The 22,975-nt window shown below is 65.6% G+C and carries 19 protein-coding genes; 11 read left to right on the forward strand and 8 right to left on the reverse strand.

The genetic code is table 11. From position 1 onward, the window contains the following. Nucleotides 1-54 precede the first annotated feature (54 nt). The 7 genes from SGRAN_RS07680 (at nt 55) to SGRAN_RS07710 (ending at nt 9,764) form a co-directional block, all read left to right on the forward strand. Nucleotides 55-1,611, forward strand: a complete 1,557-nt coding sequence (locus SGRAN_RS07680) for a fatty acid--CoA ligase (protein ID WP_067182278.1) — start codon at nt 55-57, stop codon at nt 1,609-1,611. A gap of 561 nt (nt 1,612-2,172) precedes the next feature. Further along, nucleotides 2,173-4,236, forward strand: coding sequence for a transglycosylase domain-containing protein (locus SGRAN_RS07685; RefSeq protein ID WP_082737140.1), 2,064 nt, complete (start codon nt 2,173-2,175; stop codon nt 4,234-4,236). Nucleotides 4,237-4,336: 100 nt separating this feature from the next. Continuing rightward, nucleotides 4,337-4,843 carry an rRNA maturation RNase YbeY gene (gene ybeY, locus SGRAN_RS07690; RefSeq protein ID WP_067182281.1) on the forward strand — a complete coding sequence of 169 codons (507 nt, stop codon included), beginning with the start codon at nt 4,337-4,339 and terminating at the stop codon, nt 4,841-4,843. Nucleotides 4,844-4,860: 17 nt separating this feature from the next. Then, nucleotides 4,861-5,802: a hemolysin family protein gene (locus SGRAN_RS07695; RefSeq protein WP_067105846.1), complete on the forward strand. Its 942-nt coding sequence runs from the start codon at nt 4,861-4,863 to the stop codon at nt 5,800-5,802. A 50-nt stretch (nt 5,803-5,852) separates the two neighbouring features. Then, complete coding sequence (locus SGRAN_RS07700) at nt 5,853-7,010, forward strand: glycosyltransferase family 4 protein (RefSeq protein WP_067182284.1); 1,158 nt, start codon at nt 5,853-5,855, stop codon at nt 7,008-7,010. Nucleotides 7,011-7,017: 7 nt separating this feature from the next. Next, entirely contained in the window at nt 7,018-8,337 is a 1,320-nt protein-coding gene (locus SGRAN_RS07705) for a replication-associated recombination protein A (protein WP_067182285.1), read from the forward strand. After that, complete coding sequence (locus tag SGRAN_RS07710; RefSeq protein WP_237233936.1) at nt 8,334-9,764, forward strand: serine hydrolase domain-containing protein; 1,431 nt, start codon at nt 8,334-8,336, stop codon at nt 9,762-9,764. Before SGRAN_RS07705 ends, SGRAN_RS07710 begins: the two co-directional genes overlap by 4 nt. A gap of 69 nt (nt 9,765-9,833) precedes the next feature. Here the strand turns inward: SGRAN_RS07710 and SGRAN_RS07715 are convergent, their stop codons facing one another. Beyond that, nucleotides 9,834-10,244 (reverse strand): GFA family protein, encoded by a 411-nt coding sequence (locus SGRAN_RS07715; RefSeq protein WP_067182288.1) that lies wholly within the window; start codon nt 10,242-10,244, stop codon nt 9,834-9,836. Between the two features lie 83 nt (nt 10,245-10,327). Further along, nucleotides 10,328-11,053, reverse strand: coding sequence for a phosphatase PAP2 family protein (locus SGRAN_RS07720; protein ID WP_210434214.1), 726 nt, complete (start codon nt 11,051-11,053; stop codon nt 10,328-10,330). A gap of 457 nt (nt 11,054-11,510) precedes the next feature. Between SGRAN_RS07720 and SGRAN_RS07725 the strand changes: the two genes are divergently transcribed. After that, nucleotides 11,511-12,473, forward strand: coding sequence for a phosphatase PAP2 family protein (locus SGRAN_RS07725; RefSeq protein ID WP_082737141.1), 963 nt, complete (start codon nt 11,511-11,513; stop codon nt 12,471-12,473). 35 nt (nt 12,474-12,508) lie between these two features. On the opposite strand, the gene ptsP is transcribed toward SGRAN_RS07725, so the two are convergent. From ptsP to SGRAN_RS07740, 3 genes are all read right to left on the reverse strand, one after another. Then, entirely contained in the window at nt 12,509-14,806 is a 2,298-nt protein-coding gene (gene ptsP / locus SGRAN_RS07730; RefSeq protein WP_067182295.1) for a phosphoenolpyruvate--protein phosphotransferase, read from the reverse strand. Between the two features lie 69 nt (nt 14,807-14,875). Then, nucleotides 14,876-15,604: a hypothetical protein gene (locus tag SGRAN_RS07735; RefSeq protein WP_067182297.1), complete on the reverse strand. Its 729-nt coding sequence runs from the start codon at nt 15,602-15,604 to the stop codon at nt 14,876-14,878. Between the two features lie 33 nt (nt 15,605-15,637). Further along, the gene (locus SGRAN_RS07740; RefSeq protein ID WP_067186972.1) at nt 15,638-16,642 is read right to left on the reverse strand and encodes an NAD(P)H-dependent flavin oxidoreductase; all 1,005 of its coding nucleotides are present in this window, start codon (nt 16,640-16,642) and stop codon (nt 15,638-15,640) included. Between the two features lie 201 nt (nt 16,643-16,843). On the opposite strand from SGRAN_RS07740, the gene SGRAN_RS21570 reads away from it, so the two are divergent. Next, the gene (locus SGRAN_RS21570; protein WP_082737142.1) at nt 16,844-17,011 is read left to right on the forward strand and encodes a YezD family protein; all 168 of its coding nucleotides are present in this window, start codon (nt 16,844-16,846) and stop codon (nt 17,009-17,011) included. Nucleotides 17,012-17,099: 88 nt separating this feature from the next. Further along, nucleotides 17,100-19,586 (forward strand): TonB-dependent receptor, encoded by a 2,487-nt coding sequence (locus SGRAN_RS07745; RefSeq protein ID WP_067182300.1) that lies wholly within the window; start codon nt 17,100-17,102, stop codon nt 19,584-19,586. A gap of 58 nt (nt 19,587-19,644) precedes the next feature. Here the strand turns inward: SGRAN_RS07745 and SGRAN_RS22555 are convergent, their stop codons facing one another. Together SGRAN_RS22555 and SGRAN_RS07750 are read right to left on the reverse strand one after the other, a co-directional pair. Beyond that, nucleotides 19,645-19,797: a hypothetical protein gene (locus tag SGRAN_RS22555; RefSeq protein WP_156482964.1), complete on the reverse strand. Its 153-nt coding sequence runs from the start codon at nt 19,795-19,797 to the stop codon at nt 19,645-19,647. A 127-nt stretch (nt 19,798-19,924) separates the two neighbouring features. Then, nucleotides 19,925-21,175 (reverse strand): aspartate kinase, encoded by a 1,251-nt coding sequence (locus SGRAN_RS07750; protein WP_067182303.1) that lies wholly within the window; start codon nt 21,173-21,175, stop codon nt 19,925-19,927. A gap of 222 nt (nt 21,176-21,397) precedes the next feature. On the opposite strand from SGRAN_RS07750, the gene ubiG reads away from it, so the two are divergent. Next, nucleotides 21,398-22,123 carry a bifunctional 2-polyprenyl-6-hydroxyphenol methylase/3-demethylubiquinol 3-O-methyltransferase UbiG gene (gene ubiG, locus SGRAN_RS07755; protein WP_067182306.1) on the forward strand — a complete coding sequence of 242 codons (726 nt, stop codon included), beginning with the start codon at nt 21,398-21,400 and terminating at the stop codon, nt 22,121-22,123. 138 nt (nt 22,124-22,261) lie between these two features. On the opposite strand, the gene SGRAN_RS07760 is transcribed toward ubiG, so the two are convergent. Continuing rightward, complete coding sequence (locus tag SGRAN_RS07760) at nt 22,262-22,933, reverse strand: glutathione S-transferase family protein (protein ID WP_067186973.1); 672 nt, start codon at nt 22,931-22,933, stop codon at nt 22,262-22,264. Nucleotides 22,934-22,975 lie beyond the last annotated feature (42 nt).

Genomic DNA, 22,975 nt, shown 5'->3' on the forward strand with positions numbered 1-22,975 from the left:
CGCTAGCCTTGCCCTCGATTGCAAAAAGCAACGCGATTCGAGGAGAGAGGACCGATGGTCGATATTACGGACCTGGTGACGTTCGACGAATTCATCACGCATTGGGCCGCCGACCGGCCTGACCGGATCGCGATGCGCGAGGAGGATCGCGTCTTCTCCTATGCCGAACTGGAAGGGCGCACCGCGCGGGTCGCGACGGCGCTCGCCGAGGCGGGGTTGGAAAAGGGCGACCGCATCGCGTGGATCGGCAAGAACAGCGATCTGTATTTCACCCTCTTTTTCGGCGCGGCGCGCGCCGGTATCGTGATGGCGCCGATCGGCTGGCGCCTGTCGCCCACCGAATGGGCGTTCATCGTCAACGATACGAAGGCGAAGATCGTCTTCACCGGCCCGGGGTTCGACGCGGTGGCCGACCAACTCGCCGGCAAGCTCGACCACGCCCCGCGGATCGTCGGCGCCGACGCAGCCCGCGCGCTGATCGACGCGACGCCGCGTGCTGCCTTCGCGCCATCGGGCCCCGACGATGCGGTGCTGCAACTCTATACCTCGGGTACCACCGGTCATCCCAAGGGTGCGGTGCTGTCGAATCGCAACCTCTTTGCGCTGCGCAAGAACTCGGCCGATCTCGACCTGCCCTATACGGAGTGGGAGGATGACGAGGCGGTGCTCGTCGCCATGCCGTGCGCGCATATCGGCGGCACCGGGCTCGGCATCATGGCGCTCGCGGCGGGGTTGCCCGGCGTGATCCTCGCCGAATTCAACCCCGACGGCGTGTTCGACGCGGTCGAGCAGCACGGCGTGACGCGCTTCTTCATCGTGCCCGCGGCGCTGCAGATGCTGCTGATGCATCCGCGGTGCGCCAGCGTCGATTACAGTCGGCTCAAATATATCCTGTACGGCGCCGCGCCGATCCCGCTCGAACTGCTGCGCCAGTGCATCCGGATGTTCGGCGCCGAGTTCATCCAGGCCTATGGCATGACCGAGACGACCGGGACGATCTGCATGCTGCCGCCGGAGGATCACGATCCCGAAGGCAATGAGCGGATGCGATCGGCGGGCAAGCCGCTGCCGGGGGTCGAGATCCGCATCGTCGGTGCCGACGGCCGCGACGTGCCGACCGGCGAGGTGGGAGAGGTCGTCACCCGATCGTCGAACAACATGCTCGGTTACTGGAACCTGCCCGAGGCGACCGCGAAGACGATGACCGACGATGGCTGGATCCATACCGGCGACGCCGGGTATATGGATGCGGACGGCTATCTGTATATCCACGATCGGGTGAAGGACATGATCATCACCGGCGGCGAGAATGTCTACCCGGCCGAGGTCGAAAGCGCGATTTACGGCCATCCCGCGGTGCAGGAGGTTGCGGTGATCGGCGTGCCAGACGCCAAATGGGGAGAGACGGTCAAGGCCGTCTGCGTGCCGAAGCCGGGAATGACGATCGACGGGGCCGACGTCATCGCCTGGGCGCGCGAGCGCATCGCCACCTTCAAGGCCCCGCGCAGCATCGACGTGATCGAGGCGCTGCCGCGCAACGCTAGCGGCAAGATCCTGCGTAAGGACCTGCGCGCGCCCTATTGGGAGGGCTATGACCGGATGGTGAATTAGAGGGAGTCGACGGATTTCGCGCTCGCCTAAACGGCTGGAACGCCCGTGACATTTTATTTCAAGTATATGAAGATCACGCTACTCCCTTTCTCTTTGACCCTTGGGGCGGAAAAGGAAGCATTTCGGAAAGGGAGGAGAGGAGGCGCTCGACGCGGCGCTTCGCGAAGGGCCAATGTGGCGCGATAAGGAAGCGGCCGCCTATGGACCCTGAAACAAGTTGGCAATTACCCCCTTCCGACAGGCAAGCGTTCCCCGGCGAAAGCCGGGGTCCAGCTACGTGCGCCTGCCTCGCATGGACCCCGGCTTTCGCCGGGGATCACCAGCGTCCCTGTCTCAAGGGTATAAACGCCAAACAAGTTCAGGGTGACGATAGATCAGATAGCGCCTTTCGGTCGATTTTCAGACATGCTCGTCTTCGTCGTTCTCGCTTTGGCGGGAATGACGAAGCGAATGGCGCGGGATCGTTCTGAAGCCACCTCGATCCTGCCCGATCACGGGCCGGAATCGCGGCGGAACGCGTTTGCCTCTCCTGTGTTGTCAGTGTAATACGCAGGCTAAAGCATGCTCCGGTTCCGTAAACCCGCCGCCATCGAAGTCGCCGCCGTGCCCGCGGCGGGGGCGCCGATTCCCGATCCGAATGCCGCCTTTCCGCCGCCCGCCGAGACGCGGGCGCGCAAATGGCTGCGGCGGTCGGGACGGGCCTTTGCGGTGCTTTGCGCCGCTTTCATCCTGCTGGTCGGGTGGCTCGCATTGACCGCGCCGCTGTCGAAATCGCTCGAGCCGATCGCGCCGCCCGAAATCACGCTGCTCGCCGTCGATGGCACGCCGATCGCGCGCATGGGGGCGGTGGTCGACAAACCGGTCGAGGTCGCGAAGCTGCCGGAGCACGTTCCCGCCGCCTTCCTCGCGATCGAGGATCGGCGCTTCTACAGCCATTGGGGCGTCGATCCGCGCAGCATCGCGCGCGCCGTCTGGGCCAATGTTTCGGGCGGGCGGCGGCAGGGCGGCAGCACCATTACGCAGCAACTCGCCAAATTCACCTTCCTGACACCGAAGCGCACGTTGGGACGCAAGGCGCGCGAGGCGCTGATCGCCTTCTGGCTCGAAGCGTGGCTGACCAAGGACGAGATTCTCGAACGCTATCTGTCGAACGCCTATTTCGGCGATAATCGCTATGGGCTGCGCGCCGCCTCGCTCCATTATTTCTCCCGCCAGCCCGAAAAGCTGACTCCGGCGCAGGCGGCGATGCTGGCGGGGTTGGTGCAGGCGCCGTCGCGGCTCGCGCCGACAAAGAACCCTGAACTCGCCGAAAAGCGGATGCGACTGGTCGTCGGCGCGATGGTCGACACCGGCGCGTTGTCCACCGTCGAGGCACGGGCGATCCGCACCCCGCGCATCGACGTGCGGACGCGCGACGATCTGCCGACCGGCACCTATTTCGCCGACTGGGCCTTGCCCGAGGCGCGCAAGCTGTCCGACGTCGGCTATGCGCGCCGGACGATCCGCACCACGCTCGACGCGCGGCTCCAGGCGGTGGCGCGCCGCGTCGCCGGTCGTGCGGTACCCGGCAAGGCGCAGGTCGCACTGGTCGCGATGCGGCCGAACGGCGAAGTCGTCGCGATGGTCGGCGGGCGCGACTATGCCGCTTCGCCCTTCAACCGCGTGACGCAGGCGCGGCGCCAGCCGGGATCGACCTTTAAACTGTTCGTCTATCTGGCCGCGCTGAAGGATGGCTGGCGGCCCGACGACACCATCGCGAATTCGCCGATCGCGACCGGCGCCTATCAGCCGAAGAATGCCGGCGGCGCCTATTCGGACAGCATCACGCTCGAAGAGGCATTCGCGCGGTCGAGCAACGTCGCCGCGGTGCGGTTGCTGCAACAGGTCGGCGACGACAAAGCGATCCGCATGGCGCGCGACCTAGGCGTCACCGCGCCGCTCGCGAAGGGCGATCCCAGCCTGGCGCTCGGTACGTCGAGCATGACGCTGCTCGAACTCACCGCCGCCTATGCCGCGGTCGCGGCGGACAGCTATCCGGTCGTTCCGCACGCCTTTAAGGAAGCGGAGCCCGGCTGGTTCGAATCGCTTTTCTTGGGGCCGCATCATTTCGGCCGGCGCGTCCACGGCGATATCGAGCGGATGCTGCGCGCCGCGGTCAATCGCGGCACCGGACGCGCGGCGCGGCTGCCGCAGGCCAATTACGGCAAGACCGGCACGACGCAGGACAGCCGCGATGCGCTGTTCGTCGGTTATGCGAACGGGCTGGTGGTCGGCGTGTGGATCGGCAATGATGACAATTCGCCGCTCAGCGGGGTGACGGGCGGGGGGCTGCCCGCGCGCATCTGGCGCGACTTCATGGTGCAGGCGCGCGGGCACAATGCGCCGCGGTCCGCGCCCCCGGCCCGCGCGACCGATCCCGGCGGACCCGTCCAGCCGCTCGACGTGCCGGAGATTCCCGCGATCCCGGTGTCCGACCGGACCAGCGTCGGGCTCGAAAAGGGCAATGCCGTGATCAGCACGGAGATCAACGGCACGCGCATCGACCTCAAGCTACCGATCGGCGGCGACCGGGCCGCCGAGGTGCGGGCCCAGCCGGTCCAGCAGTTGCCGCAGGGGCCGCAATGACGGGCTGGGAGGGATTTTTTCGCTGTCCCGCTGGGCGCCGCCGCGATAGCGTGGCGGTCATGATCGCCTGCTTTCTTTCCGCCGCGTTCTGGCGCCCGTCATGCTGAGTGTCGAAACCCATCAGGCCGCGCCCTGGCCCGATCCGCTCGACTGGGATGCCCGGGCCGCGGAGGCGGTCGCGGCGGCACTGGCGCTGACGCCCTGGGCGGGGCTTGCCGACGCCGCACCGCTCGTCGAGATCGCGGTGCGGCTGACCGACGATGCCGAGGTGCAGGCGCTCAACCGCGATTTTCGCGGCAAGGATCGGCCGACCAATGTGCTGTCCTTTCCGCAGGTGCAGGCCGACCTGCTCGACACGCTCAGCAACAGCGACGATGGCGAGATATTGCTCGGTGACATCGTGCTGGCGCGCGAGACCTGCGCGCGCGAGGCGGCGGGAAAGGCGGTGCCGATCGCCGATCATGCGACGCACCTGATCGTCCATGGCACGCTCCATCTCGTCGGATACGACCATCTAGACGACCCGGCTGCGGACGCAATGGAGGCGCTGGAGGTGAAAGCCCTTGCATCGCTGGGCATCGCCAATCCATATGCGGTGCAGGATTAACGGAAAAAGCGAGCGACATGCCCGACGAGCCTGGGGCTTCCAACCGATCGGACGAGGACAGTAGGTCCGGCCTGTGGGCCGGAATCCGCACATTGCTGTTCGGCGGCAATAGCGAGCCTTCGCTGCGCGAACAGATCGAGGAGGCGATCGACGAGGCCGAAGAGGAAAGCGCCGAGCGCCGCGGCAGTAGTATCGTCGGCGACCTGTCGCCGATAGAACGCAAGATGCTGCGCAACCTGCTGCATTTCGGCGAGCAGACCGTCGACGACGTCGCGGTGCCGCGCGCCGATATCATCGCGATCGACGAGAGCGCGGGCTTCGACGAGGTCGTCGCGCTGTTCGTCGATGCGGGGCACAGCCGCCTGCCGGTCTATCGCGGCAACCTCGACGAGGTGGTCGGGATGATCCACGTCAAGGACGTGTTCGCGGTGCTCGCCGAGGGGCGCGACCCGCCGCCGCTGCTCGACCTGATCCGCCAGCCGCTCTATGTCCCGCAGTCGATGGGTGTGCTCGACCTGCTCGCCGATATGCGCGCGCAGCGCACCCACCTCGCGATCGTCATCGACGAATATTCGGGGACCGAGGGCCTCGTCACCATCGAGGATCTGGTCGAAGAGATCGTCGGCGAGATTGAGGACGAATATGACGACGAACCGATGGCGCTCTTCGCGCCGGGCGAGGATGGCTGCTGGGAAGCCGATGCGCGCGCCGAACTCGACGACATCGGCGAGGCGATCGACCCGCGGCTGGCCGATGTCGAGGAGGATGTCGACACGCTCGGCGGCCTGTCCGCGGTGCTCGCGGGGCATGTCCCCGGCGTCGGCGAGGTGCTGCTGCATCCGAGCGGTTGGCGGATCGAGGTGACCGAGGCCGACGAGAAGCGCGTCCACCACCTGCGCCTGCATCCGCCGGTGGAGGTCGACCTAGAAGCGCCGGGAGACCGCGGCGACGAGTTCTGACGCCGCGCGTCCGATTGCCTTTGCGCGGCGATGCTATTAGCGCAGGGTCGATGGACGTTTCCGACCTTCGCATCGCGCTGTTCAGCGGCAACTACAACATGACGGTCGACGGCGCCAACAAGGCACTCAACCGCCTGGTCGGCTATCTGCTGGGGCAGGGGGCTGCGGTCCGCGTCTATTCGCCGACCGTCGACGACCCCGACTTCGCGCCGACCGGCGATCTCGTCAGCGTGCCGTCGATGGCGATCCCCGGCCGCAGCGAATATCGCATTCCGCTGTCCTTCTCCGCGCGCGTTCGCGAGGATATCGCCAAATTTGCGCCCAATGTCCTGCACATCTCCAGCCCCGACCGCGTCTCGCGGCAGGCGGCGGCGTGGGCGCGGCGGCGCAATATCCCGGTCGCCTGTTCGGTCCACACGCGCTTCGAGACCTATTTCCGCTATTACAACCTGTCCTTCCTCGAACCGCTGGTCGTCGCATGGCTGCGGCGGCTCTATCGCCGCTGCGACGCGCTGATCGCGCCGTCGGAAAGCTTTGCGCAGGTTCTGCGCGAGCAGCGGATGAACTATGACATCGGCATCTGGACGCGCGGGGTCGAGCGCAACATTTTCCGGCCCGACCGCCGCGACGCGGCGTGGCGCCGTTCGTGGGGCATCGTCGACGATGTGCCGGTCGTCGCCTTCCTCGGCCGGCTGGTGATGGAAAAGGGGCTCGACGTCTTCGCCGACACGATCGACCTGCTCCAGCGTCGCGGCGTTCCGCACCATGTGGTGGTGATCGGCGAGGGACCGGCGGGGGACTGGTTCGAATCGCGCCTGCCGCACGCCAGCTTCGTCGGCTTTCAGGGCGGCGAGAATCTCGCCCGCGCGGTCGCCTCATGCGACATGCTGTTCAACCCTTCGGTTACCGAGACGTTCGGCAATGTGACGCTGGAGGCGATGGCGTGCGGGCTGCCCGTCGTTGCGGCACGCGCGACCGGCAGCGCGAGCATCGTCAAGCACGGTCAGACCGGCTATCTCGTTTCGCCCGGCGCGATCACCGGCTTTGCCGACGATCTCGAGCGCTATTGCCGCGACCCTGCGTTGCGGGCCCGGCACGGCGCGGCCGGACTGGCAGAAAGCGCCGCCTATCAATGGGATGCGATCAACCAGGCGGTGGCCGATACCTATCTGCGGCTGATCCGGCAAAAGCAGCGGCAACGGGGCTGAGCACGCCATGGACCTGTTCGGCGACGATGCGGAGCAGCAGCGCGACCCGGGCGTGACCGGCCCGATTCCGCTCGCCGAGCGGCTGCGCCCCCGCAGCCTGTCCGATGTCGTCGGGCAGGAGCATCTGACGGGCCCGGAGGGCGCGATCGGGCGGATGGTCGCTGCGGGGCAATTGGCGTCGATCATCCTCTGGGGACCGCCCGGCACCGGCAAGACGACGATCGCGCGGCTGCTCGCAGAGGCGGTGGGGATGCGTTTCGCGCCGCTGTCGGCAGTGTTCTCTGGCGTCGCGGACCTCAAGAAAGCCTTTGCCGATGCCGAGAAGATGGCGGCGGCGGGCAAGCGGACGCTGTTATTCGTGGACGAAATCCATCGCTTTAACCGCGCCCAGCAGGACGGTTTCCTGCCCTATGTCGAGCGCGGCACGGTGGTGCTCGTCGGCGCGACGACCGAAAATCCAAGTTTCGCGCTCAACGCCGCGCTGCTCAGCCGCGCGCAGGTGCTGGTGCTGCACCGGCTCGACGAGGCGGCGCTGGCGACGCTGGTCGCGCGCGCCGAGGCCGAGGCGGGGCGCCGCCTTCCCGTCACCGACGAGGCGCGCGCCGCGCTGATCGCCAGTGCCGACGGCGACGGCCGCTTCCTGCTCAACCAGGTCGAGACGCTATTCGCTGCAGCGATCGAGACGCCGCTCGACGCGGGCGAGGTTGGGCAATTCCTGCACCGCCGCATGCCGGTCTACGACCGTGATCGCGACGGCCACTACAATCTGATTTCCGCCCTGCACAAGGCGGTGCGCGGGTCGGACCCGCAGGCGGCGCTCTATTGGCTGGCGCGGATGCTCGTTGCGGGCGAGGAACCGCTTTATCTGCTGCGCCGGCTCACGCGCATGGCGAGCGAGGACATCGGACTCGCCGATCCGCAGGCGCTGGTGCAATGCCTTGCCGCCAAGGATGCCTTCCAGTTTCTCGGTTCGCCCGAGGGCGAACTCGCGATCGTGCAGGCGTGCCTCTATCTCGCCACCGCGCCCAAGTCGAACGCCGCCTATACCGCGCAGAAGGCCGCGTGGACGGTGGCGCGCGACACCGGTAGTCTGGCGCCGCCCGCGAACATCCTCAACGCGCCAACGAAGCTGATGAAGGATCTGGGCTATGGCGCGGGCTACAGCTACGACCATGACGCGCCCGAGGGTTTCTCAGGCGACAATTATTGGCCCGACGACATGGAAGCCGCGACCTTCTATCGTCCCGTCGACCGCGGTTTCGAAAAACGTATCGCCGAACGGCTCGCCTGGTGGGATGAGCGGCGGCGCGAACGGAAGGGCGAATGACGATGGTTTTCGGTGGACAGCGCATGGGGAAGGCCGATCCGAATCGTGCGTCCGCTTCGGTGCGCGACCCTGACGCGATGCGTCGTGTGCTGCTCGCGCTGGCTGTCGCGGCGCTGCCGCTTCCCACGCAGGCAGCCGAGACGAACGTCGAGTTGAACCGCGCCTGGGCGGCGGGCTATCGCGCCGCTTTCACCTGCTCGTCCCTGTGGAACGGAGCGGGCAAGACGCTTGCCGATATCGAGCGCGACGAATTGACGCATATCTATCCGGAGATCGAGGCCGATGTCCGCGCGACCCGCGCGGAGATCGACACGAAGGCGAAACGCGTCACGGTGCGCTATCGCGACGACATGCCGCCGCGGGTCGCCGAATGGACGGGGCGCGACGGTTGCGTGACGCTGCCGATCAGTGCCGAGCCGGGTGCGGTGGGAGGGCTTTCGCACGACCCGCGGCCGAATTTCGACGCGCAGCCGTGGCCGCTCGGCGACCGTGATGCGCGTGTCGCCGATGGAGAGGCGCGCTTCTCGGCAGTCGCGGCGGACAAGGCACGTTTCGGCGGCCGGACGAGTTCGCTGCTGATCGTCAAGGACGGCCGGATCGCCCTCGAATGGTATCAGCCGGGGCATGGACCGCACACGGCGCAACGCACCTTCTCGGTCGCCAAGTCGATCGCTGCGACGCTGATCGGTCATGCCGTCGAGCGCGGGCAATTCGACGTGAAGGCGCCGGTAGGTATCGTCGAATGGCGGACGGCGGGCGATCCGCGCGCGACGATCACCACCGAACGACTCCTGCGCATGGCCAGCGGGCTGACCAGCGACAGCGCCGGCAACCGCACCGACGCCATCTATATGGGCGGTGCGTCGGTGCGGCAGTGGGCGACGCAATGGCCACTGCTGAACCCGCCGGGGACGCGCTATCGCTACGCCAACAACGATACGCTACTCGCCGTCCTGTCATTGAAAGCGGCGCTGGAAAGGGCAGGGGAGCCCTTCGATCCTGCCGCCTTTCTCGATCGGATCGGGATGACGCGGACTTTCATCGAGCGCGACAAGGACGGCGATGCGATTCTGTCGAGCCAGGTTTCGACCACTGCGCGCGACCTGGCTCGGCTGGGGTTGCTCTATCAGGACGACGGCATGTGGCAGGGCGAACGGCTGCTGCCCGCCGACTGGCGCCGCTTCGTGACGGCGCGCGCAGGGCCGCAGCCCGATGGGCCGTTCGGCTATGGCGCGGGCTTCTGGCTGCTCGATGCGTCGGAGGGCATCCCGGCCGATGCCTTCGGCGCCTTCGGGAACCGCGGCCAATATATGGTCGTCATCCCATCGCGCCGACTGGTGATCGTCCGCCAGGGTTATGACGATGCCGCCGAGCGGCTCGACATTGCCGCGCTTGTCCGTGCGGTCGTCGCAGCCGATGGATCGTAACGCGTTTCGCGCAAAGCCGACCTATTGTTTCTTTCGCGTCGGTCCCTCGCTGGCCGGCGTGAAATCATGCTACCCTGGATAGCGCTCGAAGGCCGGAATCGCATCGAGCCGGGCCATCCAGCCGATGCGCTCGGCGGTCTGGATCTGCACCTGCGCGGGGATCAGGTCGGGGTCGTCGAGCGTCGCGGTCTGGACGTCGATCTGACCGGGAAAGACGGCATCGTTGGTATAGAAGAGCCCGGTGCCGCAGTCGCCGCAGAAGTGGCGCCGGCCATGCTCCGACGAGGCGTAGACCTTCGGCGTGCCGCTGACTTCCAGCGTGTCCTGCCCGACGAGTGCCCAGCCGACCAGCGGCGCTCCCGCGTGACGGCGACAGTCGCTGCAGTGACACAAGGCATGATGCTCGACCGCAGTCGGCATCGAATAACGGATCGCGCCGCAATGGCATTGCCCAGTGGCGCGGGAGGCTTGGTCGGTCATCACTCTCTCCTCGGGATGTAGAAGGAACATAGCATGAACATTTTGTTCTTGGCAATATGCTGCGTTCCACTACCGCGACGACGTCAATATGAATTGGTGGCTGGCGCCCTGTCGTCGATTGGCGGAATGTGTACCGGGAGGCGCGACCCTATGCGATAAAGAGCTATAATAGCGATTGCTATGAATGTCCCACCGATGATGTCGATCAGATAATGCGCGCCGAACAGCGGGGTCGATGCGATCATCAGGCTGTTCAGCAAGAGCGACAGTGCTAGTAAAAGGGGCATCGAGCGGCAACAGTATATAGCAATGATACCGATCGCGGTATGAAAGGATGGAAAAGTCACGAGACCCGGCATATTGGCCAGATTCAATCGGTGATCGATATCGGTTCTGAGCGCGACCAGGTGGTCCAGATGGTAGGCGCCGATATGGGGATCGAAATGATTGAATTCCGGCAGGGGCGCATAGTGCGTCGCCGCGGATAGAGCCGGGAAGAAGCTGCCGACAAGAGAGAAGGTCAGCGCGGAAAGAAAGAAGATGGAGATGAACTCTCTGCACGCCATCAATGGCTCCCGGCTGAACAGGGCTACGATGATGAAAAAGGCCGCAACATAGATTGAGAGGCTGGTATATAAAAAATCCATGATGCCGAGTAATGTGGGCGCTCGATCGAGCAGGCCGAGATAGGTGATCCAGTCGAACCCCATCATATTGTCGGCAGCTGCCAGTTGGATATCGGCCAGCGGTAGGCCTGTTGTCATAGTTAGGTGATTGAGCAAACGTAGAGCAGGCCACGCGACCGTCATGAATAGGCTACCCTCGCACAGTAGTTTGAAACGCGGCCATCGGTTCAATCTTACACTTCCCCACATGCACAGCATCGCGAAAGGGAGCAGGCGGATCAACATCCACCAGCTGTTGCTCGACAGGGTGAGCGAAGTTACGGCGAGCCAGGCAGTGTCTAAGAAGCACAGTAGCAGGAAGGTAATCCAGAGCCATTGTTCGACAAGTGCCCGTTGTACGGGCGAGCCTGTCACAATGGTCGGGTCGTGTTGGGTGCTTGACGGTAGCGTCGTGATTGACAGCATCGCAGATTATTGGAGCAGGGATGGTTAATCTGGCGTAAAGATTGCTCGATGCTACCAACTTGCCGCTGCGATGCCTTCTCAGCCTTTCATTAATCTTGTTATGAGATCAGCGTTGCGGGAAGGGCCTTTGCAGGGCCGCCCATAACCAGTATTAGGTTTCTGTTCAGGGTGATCCATGCAACGCAGTCTACGCGCCCTCCCGCCGGAGATTCTTATAGCTGGCGCGATGCTGGCGGTGATGTTTCTCCTTTCGGCTGTCTTTGGTCTGCCGATCATCAGTCCGTCGGAGAACCGAGCCGTATTCGTCGGGATCCATTATATATACCCGCTGATCGGCGTGGCCCTACTGGGCATCACCTTTCTCGCCGGAAAGCGCGACATCGCGATGAGCTTCTTCATTGCGCTCCCTTGCTACGTCGCCATTCTTTTTGCTCACTTCAATATCAAGCTTTGGATACCGCATATAAATCGGGCGATGTATGATGATTTTTACTGGAAGACGGACCAGATCGTTCGTCCGATCGTCGATGCATGCGATTATATCCGCGAAAATATCTTCGTATTCATCCCATATGAATCTAATTTCTATATGATCGCGTTCATCGCGTTGTTTTACATCAGCTTTCTCTATCACGCGATCAAAACACCAACCCATTTCAGAACCTTGGTCGTAGCCGTACTGCTAGTACAATCGCTCGGCGCTCTGGCCTATCTTGCGGCACTGGCGATCGGCCCGTTCATTTATGAAACTGGGGTTGATCCGACGATCACGCCGGGGCAGCTCGGTATGCTGGAATTCTACCGCAACTCGGTCGCCGAGGGGCCGGCGTGGATCGCACGTCATGGGAGCACCCACTTTACCGTCGGTCTCGCCGCGATGCCGTCACTCCATGCGGCAGGCGCATTTCTCTTTTTCCTCTTCGCACGGAAGCATGGCCGGATACTCCTGCCGTCTTATTCGATCATCCTCTTCTTCATCCTCGTGACATCGGTTGCCAGTCGCTGGCATTATGTCATCGATGTCCCCGCAGGGCTTCTGCTTGCTTGGGGGTGCCTCTGGCTTGCTGAACGCATAATCGTTGTGGCGAAAGAAGAAGCCAACGAACCGACAGGACATATTGTGCCAGCTATCGGTTGATCTATTGCTTTCTCAACGTAAATTTCAGCGCGTTTCTATTCCCCCAGATCCACCCCATGCGCCTTTGCCCAGTCGAGATATTGCGCGCGCGGGGTGGAGGAGGGGTGCGCCAGGATTGCCGGAATGTCGGCGCGCAGCGCGCCGAGGTCGAGCGAGCGGATCATCGCCTTGACCCGGCCGACGCCCGCCGGGGTGATCGACAATCGCTCGATCCCGACGCCGAGCAGTGCCATCGCCTCCAGCGGGCGGCCGCCCATCTCTCCGCACACGCCGAGCTGGACCTTGCTGTCCGCGACGATCTTCACCACGCGCGCGATGTAGCGCATCACCGTCGGCGACAGCCAGTCGTAGCGCTCGGCAAGGCGCGGGTGGGCGCGGTCGGCGGCGAACAGGAACTGCGTGAGGTCGTTGGTGCCGATCGACAGGAAGTCGAGATGCGGCAGCATCAGGTCGAGCGTTTCGATCAGCCCCGGCACCTCCAGCATCGCGCCGTAGCGGATCGCGGCGGGCAGCTTCTTGTCATGCTGTTTCAGCCAGGCGCGCTGGCGAACGAACAGATCGCGCGCCGCTTCATATTCCCACGGTTCGGACACCATCGGGAACATGACGTTCAGCGTCCGCCCGGCGGCCGCCTCCATCAGCGCGCGCGCCTGGACCTTGAGCAGGCCTTCGCGGTCGAGCGCGAGGCGCAGCGCGCGCCAGCCCATCGCCGGATTCTCCTCCAGCGCATTCTCGTCGACATTCATGTAGGGCAGCGACTTGTCGCCGCCGATGTCGACGGTGCGGAAGACCACCGGGCGGTCGCCCGCCGCGTCGAGCACGTCGCGATAGAGGCGCTGCTGCCGCTCGCGCTGGGGCAGGGTGGCGGAAACGAGGAACTGGAACTCGGTGCGGAACAGCCCGATCCCGCCCGCGCCGGTCAGGTCGAGCGCGGCGATGTCCTCGCGCAACCCGGCGTTGATCATCAGTTCGATCGGCACGCCGTCGCGGGTGACCGCGGGCAGGTCGCGCAGCGCCGCGAGGCTCGCGCGGCGCTTCTGCGACAGTTCGAGCTTGGCGTCGAACGCGTCCTGCACCGCCTGCGTCGGGCGGACGTGCAGCGTTCCGGCGCCCGCGTCGAGCAGCAGCAGGTCGCCTTCGCGAACCGCGGTGCGCACCGCGCGGGCGCGGCCGAGCACCGGCACCCCCATCGCGCGCGCGACGATGATGACATGCGCGGTCAGCGAGCCTTCCTCGAGCACCACGCCCTTGAGCCGCCGCCGGTCATATTCGAGCAGTTCGGCGGGGCCCAGGTTGCGCGCGATCAGGATCGAATCGTGCCGCAGGCCCATCTGCGCCGCGGTGCCCATCTGTCCCGACACGATGCGGATCAGCCGGTTCGACAGATCCTCCAGATCGTGCATGCGGTCGCGCAGCAGCGGGTCGTCGATCTGGCGCATCCGCATCCGGGTGCGCTGCTGGACGCGCTCGATCGCCGCCTCGGCGGTCAGGCCGCTGTCGATCGCCTCGTTGATCCGCCGCGACCAGCCCTCGTCATAGGCGAACATCTTGTAGGTTTCGAGAACCTCCTCATGCTCGCCGCCGATGCCGAACTCCGCTTGGCTGGCCATCCGGTCGATCTGCTCGCGCATCTTGTCGAAGGCGGCGTAAACGCGGTGGCGCTCGGCCTCGATATCGTCGGCGACCGTATGTTCGATGGTGATGCGCGGCTGGTGGAACACCGCGATGCCGGCCCCCATGCCGTCGACGAGCTTCTGGCCGGTCAGCCGCTGCGCCGACTGATCGGCCGCCGCGGCGTCGATCCGCGCGGTGGTGTCGACGAGGTCGGCGTTGGCGATCAGTTCGGACAGCACCATCGCGACGGTCTGCAGCGTCTCGATCTCGATCTCTTCATAGCGGCGCGGGTCGCTCTGCTGGACGCAAAGCACCCCGACCGCCTGCTCGCGGCGGATGATCGGGACGCCGGCGAAGCTGTGGAACAGTTCCTCGCCGGTTTCCGGGCGATAGGAAAAGTCCGGGTGCGCGGCCGCCTCGTCGAGGTTCAGCGTCTCGATCTGCTGGGCGATCGTGCCGACCAGCCCTTCGCCGAGCGCGAGGCGGGTGACGTGCACCGCATCCTGGTTGAGGCCGCGCGTCGCATAGAGTTCGAGCGTGCCGCCACGCAGCAGATAGATCGAGCAGACCTCGCTGTGGAGGCATTCGCCGATGATGCCGACGACCTGGTTGAGCTTTCCCTGCGCATTGGTGCGCGACGCCATCACCTCGTGCAGCCGCGTCAGGATCGTGCGGGCCGACTGTGCGGCGGTCGAGGGCGGGGGAGGGGCATTGGTCATCGCCAGCCCTGCTATCAGAAGCCCGGCGGCAACGCCATCGCTGCCGCGCGCATCCCCCCGCGAAAAGGCTCAGCCGTCGACCGGCGCCGTGACCGTGCCGGTCGCCGGCTGCACCGCGGTGTCGATCGCCGGCGTCGTCATGATCGCCGGCGCCGGCGCATATTTGGCGTCCCACGCCGCGACGTCGGCCTGATACCGGGCATAGGCCTCATAGAAATCGACGAAGGGCTGGTCGAGCCGCGCGAGCAGCGTCCCCGCCTGTTCGACGACCTGCGCGCTGGGGGAGGTCGAGACGAGCTGGGCGACCTCGTTGGCGCGCGGGCAGAAATCGCGCTGCGCCGGGGGCTGCGCGAAATAGTTGAAAAGCTGCGTCGACAGCTTGTCGCGCGCCGAGATGCCGTTGGTCTTCGTTTCCTTGCCGAGCTCGCTGATCACCGTCTTTTCGGTCGAACGGATCACCTTGGCATGCGTTTTGATGATGGTGTTGTAGGCCGAGACCAGCGACGCTTCCTCGAGCCCGCGGCACCCGATCGCGGCGACGTTGAGCCCGATCTTGAGCTGCCAGAAGGCGCGGTCGCCGCTGAGGTTGCTGTTCGCCGTGACGAAGCGGCCGTCGAGCGCGCGGCCCGGCAGGATCTGGGTCAGCGAGGCGCTGCCCGGCGGCAGCGGACGCGGCGGCACCACGATCACCACCGGCGGCGGCGGCGGCGGGGGCGGGGGGGGCGGCGGCGGCTTCGGGGCGCAGGCGGCGACGCTCGCCAGCAGCCCGGCTACGATGATCTTGCGCGACAATTTCATGACCTTCTCCCCAACCGCACCTGCGATGCGGCGTCAACCCCGAGTTTGCAAGGCCGCTTCGGCCTGCCGTGCCAGCGATGCGATAATCTCTGCGACGCTCTCTTCGCCTGTTACCATGCCGACAGATTGCCCTGCCATTAACGAGCCGTTTTCGACGTCGCCGTCGATCACCGCGCGGCGCAGCGCGCCCGCCCAGTAATGCTCGATCTCCAGCTGGGCGGCGGGCATGTCGACCGTCCCGGCGTCGAGCAAATTCGCGACCTCGCGCTGCTTGGCGGTGAAGGCTTCGGTCCCGGCGTTCTTGAGCGCGCGGACCGGGATCACCGGCAGGCGCGGGTCGATCTGCACGCTGGCGATCGCGTCGCGCGCCGAGGCACGGATGAAGGCCTTCTTGAAGGCGGGGTGCGCGATGCTTTCGGTCGCGCAGACGAAGCGCGTGCCGAGCTGGACGCCCGAAGCCCCCATTTCCAGATAGCCGGCGATCGCCTCACCGCGGCCGATGCCGCCCGCGACGAAGATCGGCACCTCGCCCGCCAGTTCGGGCAATATCTCCTGCGCGAGGACGCTGGTCGAGACGGGGCCGATATGGCCGCCCGCCTCCATCCCCTCGATCACCAGCGCATCGACGCCCGAGCGGACCAGCTTCTTTCCCAGCGCCAGCGTCGGCGTGAAGCAGATGACCTTCGCGCCCGATGCCTTGATCGCCTCGAGGCTGCCCTTCGGCGGCAGGCCCCCCGCCAGCACGACATGCCCGACGCCGTGGCTGGTGCACACGGCGATCAGGTCGAAAAGCTGGGGGTGCATGGTGATCAGGTTGACGCCGAAGCCGCGCTTCGTGAGCGTCCTGGTCGCCGCGATCTCCGCATCGAGCAGTTCGGGGGTCATCGCGCCGCAGGCGATGACGCCGAAGCCGCCGGCATTGCTGATCGCGCTGACCAGGTGGCGCTCAGAAACCCAGCTCATCGCGCCGCAGAGGATGGCGTAATCGCTGCCGAGAAGTTCGGTGCCGCGCGCCATCAGTTCATTCAATTTGCTCATCGCAAGCGCCTTTGCCAGCAGCGGGGCGCCGGCGCAATGGATTGCCGCATTCGCCATCAACGTCCGGTCGCGCGCCCGATTCCGTTCGGCGCGCCAACCGCTCCTTTTGGCGCACAAAGCAAATCAATCATTGTCAACCAAAAAACTAGATTTAGTCTGGCGCGACGACTCCAGACGATTCACGAGAGGGAAAGGGATGACATGACAAGCGATACTCACGCCAAACCGGATCGCGAGCCGGTGCCCCGCGCGATCCAGACGGTGCTCGACGCGCTCGAAAAGCTGCGCTTCGGTGCGATCCAGCTCACCGTTCACGAAGGGCGGCTGGTGCAGGTCGATGTGACCGAACGGCACCGCTACCCCAACTGATCCAAGCTCCCGACCGGGGGATAATCCCCCACGACTGCCGCAGACCGGACCACCGGATGTGGCAATTTTCTTGCAACAGGAAATTGCCATGACTGCCCGATATTCTTCCGTCCGCCGGACCTTTCCGGCATCCTATTGGACCCTTGCCCTTGCCCTGCTGTTCGCGGCAGAGCCCGCCGCCGCACAGGAGGCCGGCGATGCGCCCCGGCCCGATGCGGCCCTCGATGCGGCCCCCAATGCCCAAGGCAGCGGCAGCTATGGCGGCGACATCGTCGTCACCGCGCGCCGCCGTGCCGAAACCGCGCAGGACGTGCCGATCGCCATTTCGGTCGTCGGCGGCGACCAGATCGACAACACCGGCAGTTTCAACGTCGGGCGGCTCCAGCAACTGGCGCCGACGCTGCAATTCTATTCGTCGAACCCGCGCAATACCGCAGTCAACATCCGCGGCATCGGCGCGCCTTTCGGCCTGACCAACGATGGGATCGAGCAGGGGGTCGGCATCTATGTCGACGACGTCTATTATTCGCGCGTCGCCTCCGCGACCTTCGATTTCCTCGACGTCGCGCAGATCGAGGTGCTGCGCGGGCCGCAGGGCACGCTCTATGGCAAGAACACCACCGCCGGCGCGATCAACATCACGACCAACCAGCCGACCTTCGATTTCGAGGGCAAGGCCGAGATCAGCATCGGCAATCTGAATTTCAAGCAGGCGAAGGCCGCCATCTCGGGCCCGCTCACCGACCATCTCGCGGCGCGCATCGCGCTTTCTTCGACCAGCCGCCGCGGCACCATCTATAACGTCACCACCGACCGCTGGGTCCAGAGCCAGGACAATATCGGCATTCGCGGCCAGTTGCTGTGGCAGCCGAATGATGATCTCAGCGTCACCCTGTCGGGCGACTGGAGCAAGCAGGATGCGGTATGCTGCGCCTCGGTGTTCGTCCGCACCGGCGCGACGCAGCGCCCGCTGAACCGCCAATATGCCGCGCTGGCCGCGGCGCAGGGCTATACCGTGCCGAGCACCAATCCCTATGACCGGCTGACCGACCTCGACGCCAGCCTCAACGCCGGGAACGAGATCGGCGGTGTCGCGCTGCGCGTCAAATGGGACGTCGGCCCCGGCACGCTGACCTCGGTCACCGCGTGGCGCTATTGGGATTGGCAGCCCGAGAACGATCGCGACTTCACCGGCCTGCCGATCGTCACCAAGTCGCAGAACCCGTCGCAGCAGAACCAGTATACGCAGGAACTGCGCTATAATTATACCGGCGACCGCTTCGACTTCGTGCTCGGCGGCTTCTACTATTACCAGCGCATCGACACGCAGGGGACCGAACAGCACGGCCCGGCGTCGAGCCGCTGGACGCTCAATCCTGGAAGCGATTCGACGCTCTTCGATCCGCTGGTGACCGGTTGCGGCCCGAGTGCGTCGAACCAGCTTGCTTGCACCCCGTCGGTGCTCGACGGGCTGACCGCGATCAACACCCAGTTCCTGAAAAATACCAGCGCCGCGCTGTTCGGGAAGGCGAGCTGGAAGATCAGCGACCAGTTCACGATCCAGCCCGGCGTCCGGCTGAACTACGACAAGAAGGAGGGCTTTTATCAGCGGCGCGTCTTCGCGGGCGACGGAACGCCGGTCGTTTTCGGGCCGACCGACGCGGTCACGCTCGCGCGGCTCGGCGTGTTCGCGCCGCAGGAATATGCGCCCGAGTTCAGCGACTGGAACTTCAGCTATGACCTGACCGCGACATACAAGGCGACGCGCGACCTGCTCCTCTATGCGACCTATGCCAAGACGTTCAAATCGGGCGGGATCAACCAGAATGGCGTGCCGAACGATGCGAACAACAATCCGCTGCTCGGCGCCGCGACGGTGAAGCCGGAGTCGGTCAATCACTATGAAGTCGGCATCAAGACGGAGTTCTGGGATCGCCGCGCGACCTTCAACCTCACCGCCTTTCGCACCGACATCAAGAATTTCCAGGCCAATGTGAACAACGGCCAGTTCGGCGTGCTGCGCGGCTATCTTGCCAATGCGGGGAAGGTGCGGACGCAGGGCGTCGAGGGCGATTTCTCGATCCGTCCGAGCGAACGCTTCCGGGCCTATGTCAACGGCGCCTATACGGACGCCAAATATGTGAAATTCGTCGATGCGCCGTGCGCGCCCGAACAGTCGGGTGGGACGAACAGTCCGCCGAACTGCGATGTTTCGGGCCAGTGGCTGCCGGGGGTTTCGAAATGGGCCTTTTCCTTCGGGGCCGAGGTCAATGCGGAGTCGAAGCTCTTCGACCAGGATGGGCAATTCTATTTCGGCTATGACGGCAGCTACCGGTCGGACTGGTCGTCGAACCCGACGCCGTCGGCCTATACCTGGGTCAAGGGCTATTCGCTGTCGAACTTCCGCGCCGGGTTCCGGACGGAGAGCGGCTTCGACCTCTTCGCCTGGGTCCGCAATGCCTTCGATCGGAACTATATCGACCAGCTCAGCGTCGGGCCGGGCAATACGGGCCTGATTACCGGCCTGCCCGGCGACCCGCGCACCTGGGGCGGAACGATCAAGGCGCGTTTCTGACCGGCGCAGCAAAAAGGGGCCGTCCCGGCTGGGGCGGCCCTTTTTTCATGCAGTCTTGTCAGCGCTGCTGCGGTTCGCGATTCTGCTGATCGCGGCGCGGCTGTTCGCCCTGCTGGCGGTTCTGACCGCCCTGCTGCTGCTGTTGCTGCTCGCGACCCTGATCGCGGCCTCCCTTCTGGGGGTTCTGACCCTGCTGGTTCGGGTTGGCCATTTTCAGTCTCCTGCAAAATGCCGCAGGCATACCGTCATGCTGCGGCGAACAGGAAACTCGCGGGGCCGGTCCAATGTTCCCCGTCTGCGACGGACCGATGGGGATGCGTCGACAGGTCGCGGGGAGGCTATTGTTCGGCGTCGAGCCCGTAGGCGGTGTGCAGCACGCGCACCGCGAGTTCGGTCTCGTCCTCGTCGATCAGCACGCTGACCTTGATCTCGCTGGTCGAGATGGCCTGGATGTTGATGCCGCGGTCCGCGAGCGCGCGGAACATCGTGCTCGCGACGCCGGCGTGGCTCTTCATCCCGACGCCGACGACGCTGATCTTCGCGACCTTGTCGTCCGACAGGATACGGTTGAAGCCGATCTTGTCCTTCGCGGCCTCCAGCAGGTCGATCGAGCGGATGAGGTCGGTTTCGGGCACGGTGAAGGTCACGTCGGTCTCGCCCTTGTCGCGGCCGACATTCTGGATGATCATGTCGACGTTGATCCCCGCCGCGGCCAGCGGGCCGAAGATGCTGGCGACCGCGCCCGGGCGGTCGGGCACGCGGGTGACGATGATCTTCGCCTCATTCTTGGCCAGAGCGATGCCGGTGATGAGCTGCCGTTCCATGTGGAGTTCCTCTATTTCCTCGTCGCTGACGATCATCGTGCCCCGCTTCGGCGCCTCGTCGCCCTCGACGAAGCTGGAGAGCACCTGCACGCGCACGCCTTCCTTCATCGCGAGTCCGACCGAGCGGGTCTGGAGCACCTTGGCGCCGACGCTCGCCAGTTCGAGCATTTCCTCGTAGGTCACATAATCGAGCTTGCGGGCGCGTGCGACGATGCGCGGGTCGGTGGTGTAGACGCCGTCGACGTCGGTGTAGATGTCGCAGCGGTCCGCCTTTACCGCCGCCGCGACCGCGACCGCGCTGGTGTCCGACCCGCCGCGGCCGAGCGTCGCGACGCGGCCGTCCTCCATCAGGCCCTGAAAGCCCGGGATCACCGCCACTTCGCCGCGCGCCATCGCCGCGGACAGCGCGCCGGTCTCGATCTCGTGGATGCGGGCGCGGGCGTGGACCTCCTCGGTGCGGATCGGCAATTGCCAGCCCAGCCAGCTTCGCGCCGGCGTGCCCATTGCCTGCAGGGTCAGCGCGAGCAGGCCCGACGTCACCTGTTCGCCCGATGCGACGACGACGTCATATTCGGCGGGGTCGTAGCGCGGGTTGGCCTCGCGGCAGAAATTGACCAGCCGATCGGTCTCGCCCGCCATCGCGGAGACGACTACGGCGACTTCGTTGCCCTGGGCCACTTCGCGCGCGACGAGTTTCGCGACGGTGCGAATCCGCTCGGTGCCCGCCATCGACGTGCCTCCGAATTTCATCACGATCCGCGCCATCTCGTCCTGCCTTCCGCAACTGGTATCGCCTGCAACTTTTCCGTGGAATCCTGCGGGCGCGCCGCTGTTAGGCAAGGGGAGGGGCTATGGCAAGGCGGCGAGCGGGCGGCGGGGATATATTTTCTTGGCTGCGGGCAATCGCAGGCGTTCCGATGCCGCGTCGACCGCGCCCGGACGGCAATTTTCTTGCGTCGCCGGGGCAGGAGTGCCACATCGCGGGGCATGAACGCCGCGACGATCGATCCGCAGGAAGCCGCCCATTTCGGGGCGCTCGCCGCCGACTGGTGGGACCCGCGCGGGTCCTCGGCGATGCTCCATCGCCTGAACCCGGTCCGCCTCGCCTATATCCGGGAGCAGATCGACGCGCACTGGCACGCCGACAGCCGCGAGCGCCGTCCGCTTGCCGGCAGGTCCGCGCTCGATGTCGGCTGCGGCGCCGGGCTGCTCGCCGAGCCGCTGGCGCGCATGGGCGCGGCGGTGACGGGCGTCGACGCGGCACCCGAGAATATCGGCGCGGCGCGCGCGCATGCGGCGGGGCAGGGGCTGGCGATCGCCTATCACGCGGGCGAACTGGCCGCGCTGCCGCCCGCGACCTTCGACCTCGTCACCTCGATGGAGGTGGTCGAGCATGTCGCCGACCCGGCCGCCTTCGTCGCCGAACTGGCGGCGCGGCTCGCGCCGGAAGGGCTGATGATCCTGTCGACGCCGAACCGCACGACGCTGTCGAAGCTGCTGCTCGTCGAGGCGGCCGAGCGGGTCGGCGCGGTGCCGCGCGGCACCCACGACTGGGACCGCTTCCTGCGGCCTGACGAACTGACCGGCCTGATCGAGGGGGCGGGGCTGGAGGTGGTCGACCGCACCGGCCTGTCGCCGTCGCCGGCGCGGGGGTTCAAGCTCGGCGGCAGCGAGGCGCTCAACTATCTGCTGACGGCACGGCGCCGGGGGTAGATGGAGGCCGGGCCCAGGTTGCGGTTGTCCGCCCCGATGGGACGATGTCAGGGTGCCACCGACCCCCGCTTTCGCGGGGGTTGACCCCTGCCTTCGCAGGGGCAGGCTGCTTCGGAACGCTTCGCATTCCGTGGCGCGTCAAAAGTCCACGTCTTCGTAGTATTTCGGCGGGGTGATGATCTCCATCCGCTCGGCGAGCAGCGGGCGGAAGCTGGGGCGCGACTTGAGCCCCGAATACCAGCCCTTGGTCTGCTCGTGCCCGGTCCAGTCGATGCCGCCCAGATAGTCGGCGACCGAGATGTGCGCGGCGGCGGCGAGGTCGGCGAGGCTCATCGTCGCGCCGGCGAGCCAGGTGCGGTGGTCGATCAGATAGTCGACATAGTCGAGATGGTTGTTCGCCGCCTTCATCGCCTCGCGCAGCGCGCCGCCGTCGGGGGGCTGGCGGTGGACGATGCGCTTCTGCATCCGCTCGAACAGCAGCGGGCCCGTCACCTCGTAAAAGAAATCCTGGTCGAACCACGCGACCAGACGGCGGATCTCGGCACGCTGCGCGGCGGTGCCGTTGATCATCGCCTTGCCCTCGACCGTCTCCTCGAAATATTCGGCGATCGCATTGCTGTCGATCAGCACCTGCCCGCGACCCTCGTCGACCATCACCGGGGTGCGGCCGGCGGGATTGAGGTCGATGAACTCGTCGCGCCGCTCCCACGGCGACTCGCGCAGCAATTCATAGCCAACCCCCTTTTCGCCCAGCAAAAGCCTGATCTTGCGGGAAAAGGGACAAAGCGGAAATTGATAGAGCTGCCACATGGCTTCGACATAGCGGCTGCGGGGCGCAACGGCTATGGCGGT

This window comes from Sphingopyxis granuli (assembly GCF_001559015.1).
In the GTDB taxonomy this organism is placed as follows: Bacteria; Pseudomonadota; Alphaproteobacteria; order Sphingomonadales; family Sphingomonadaceae; genus Sphingopyxis; species Sphingopyxis granuli.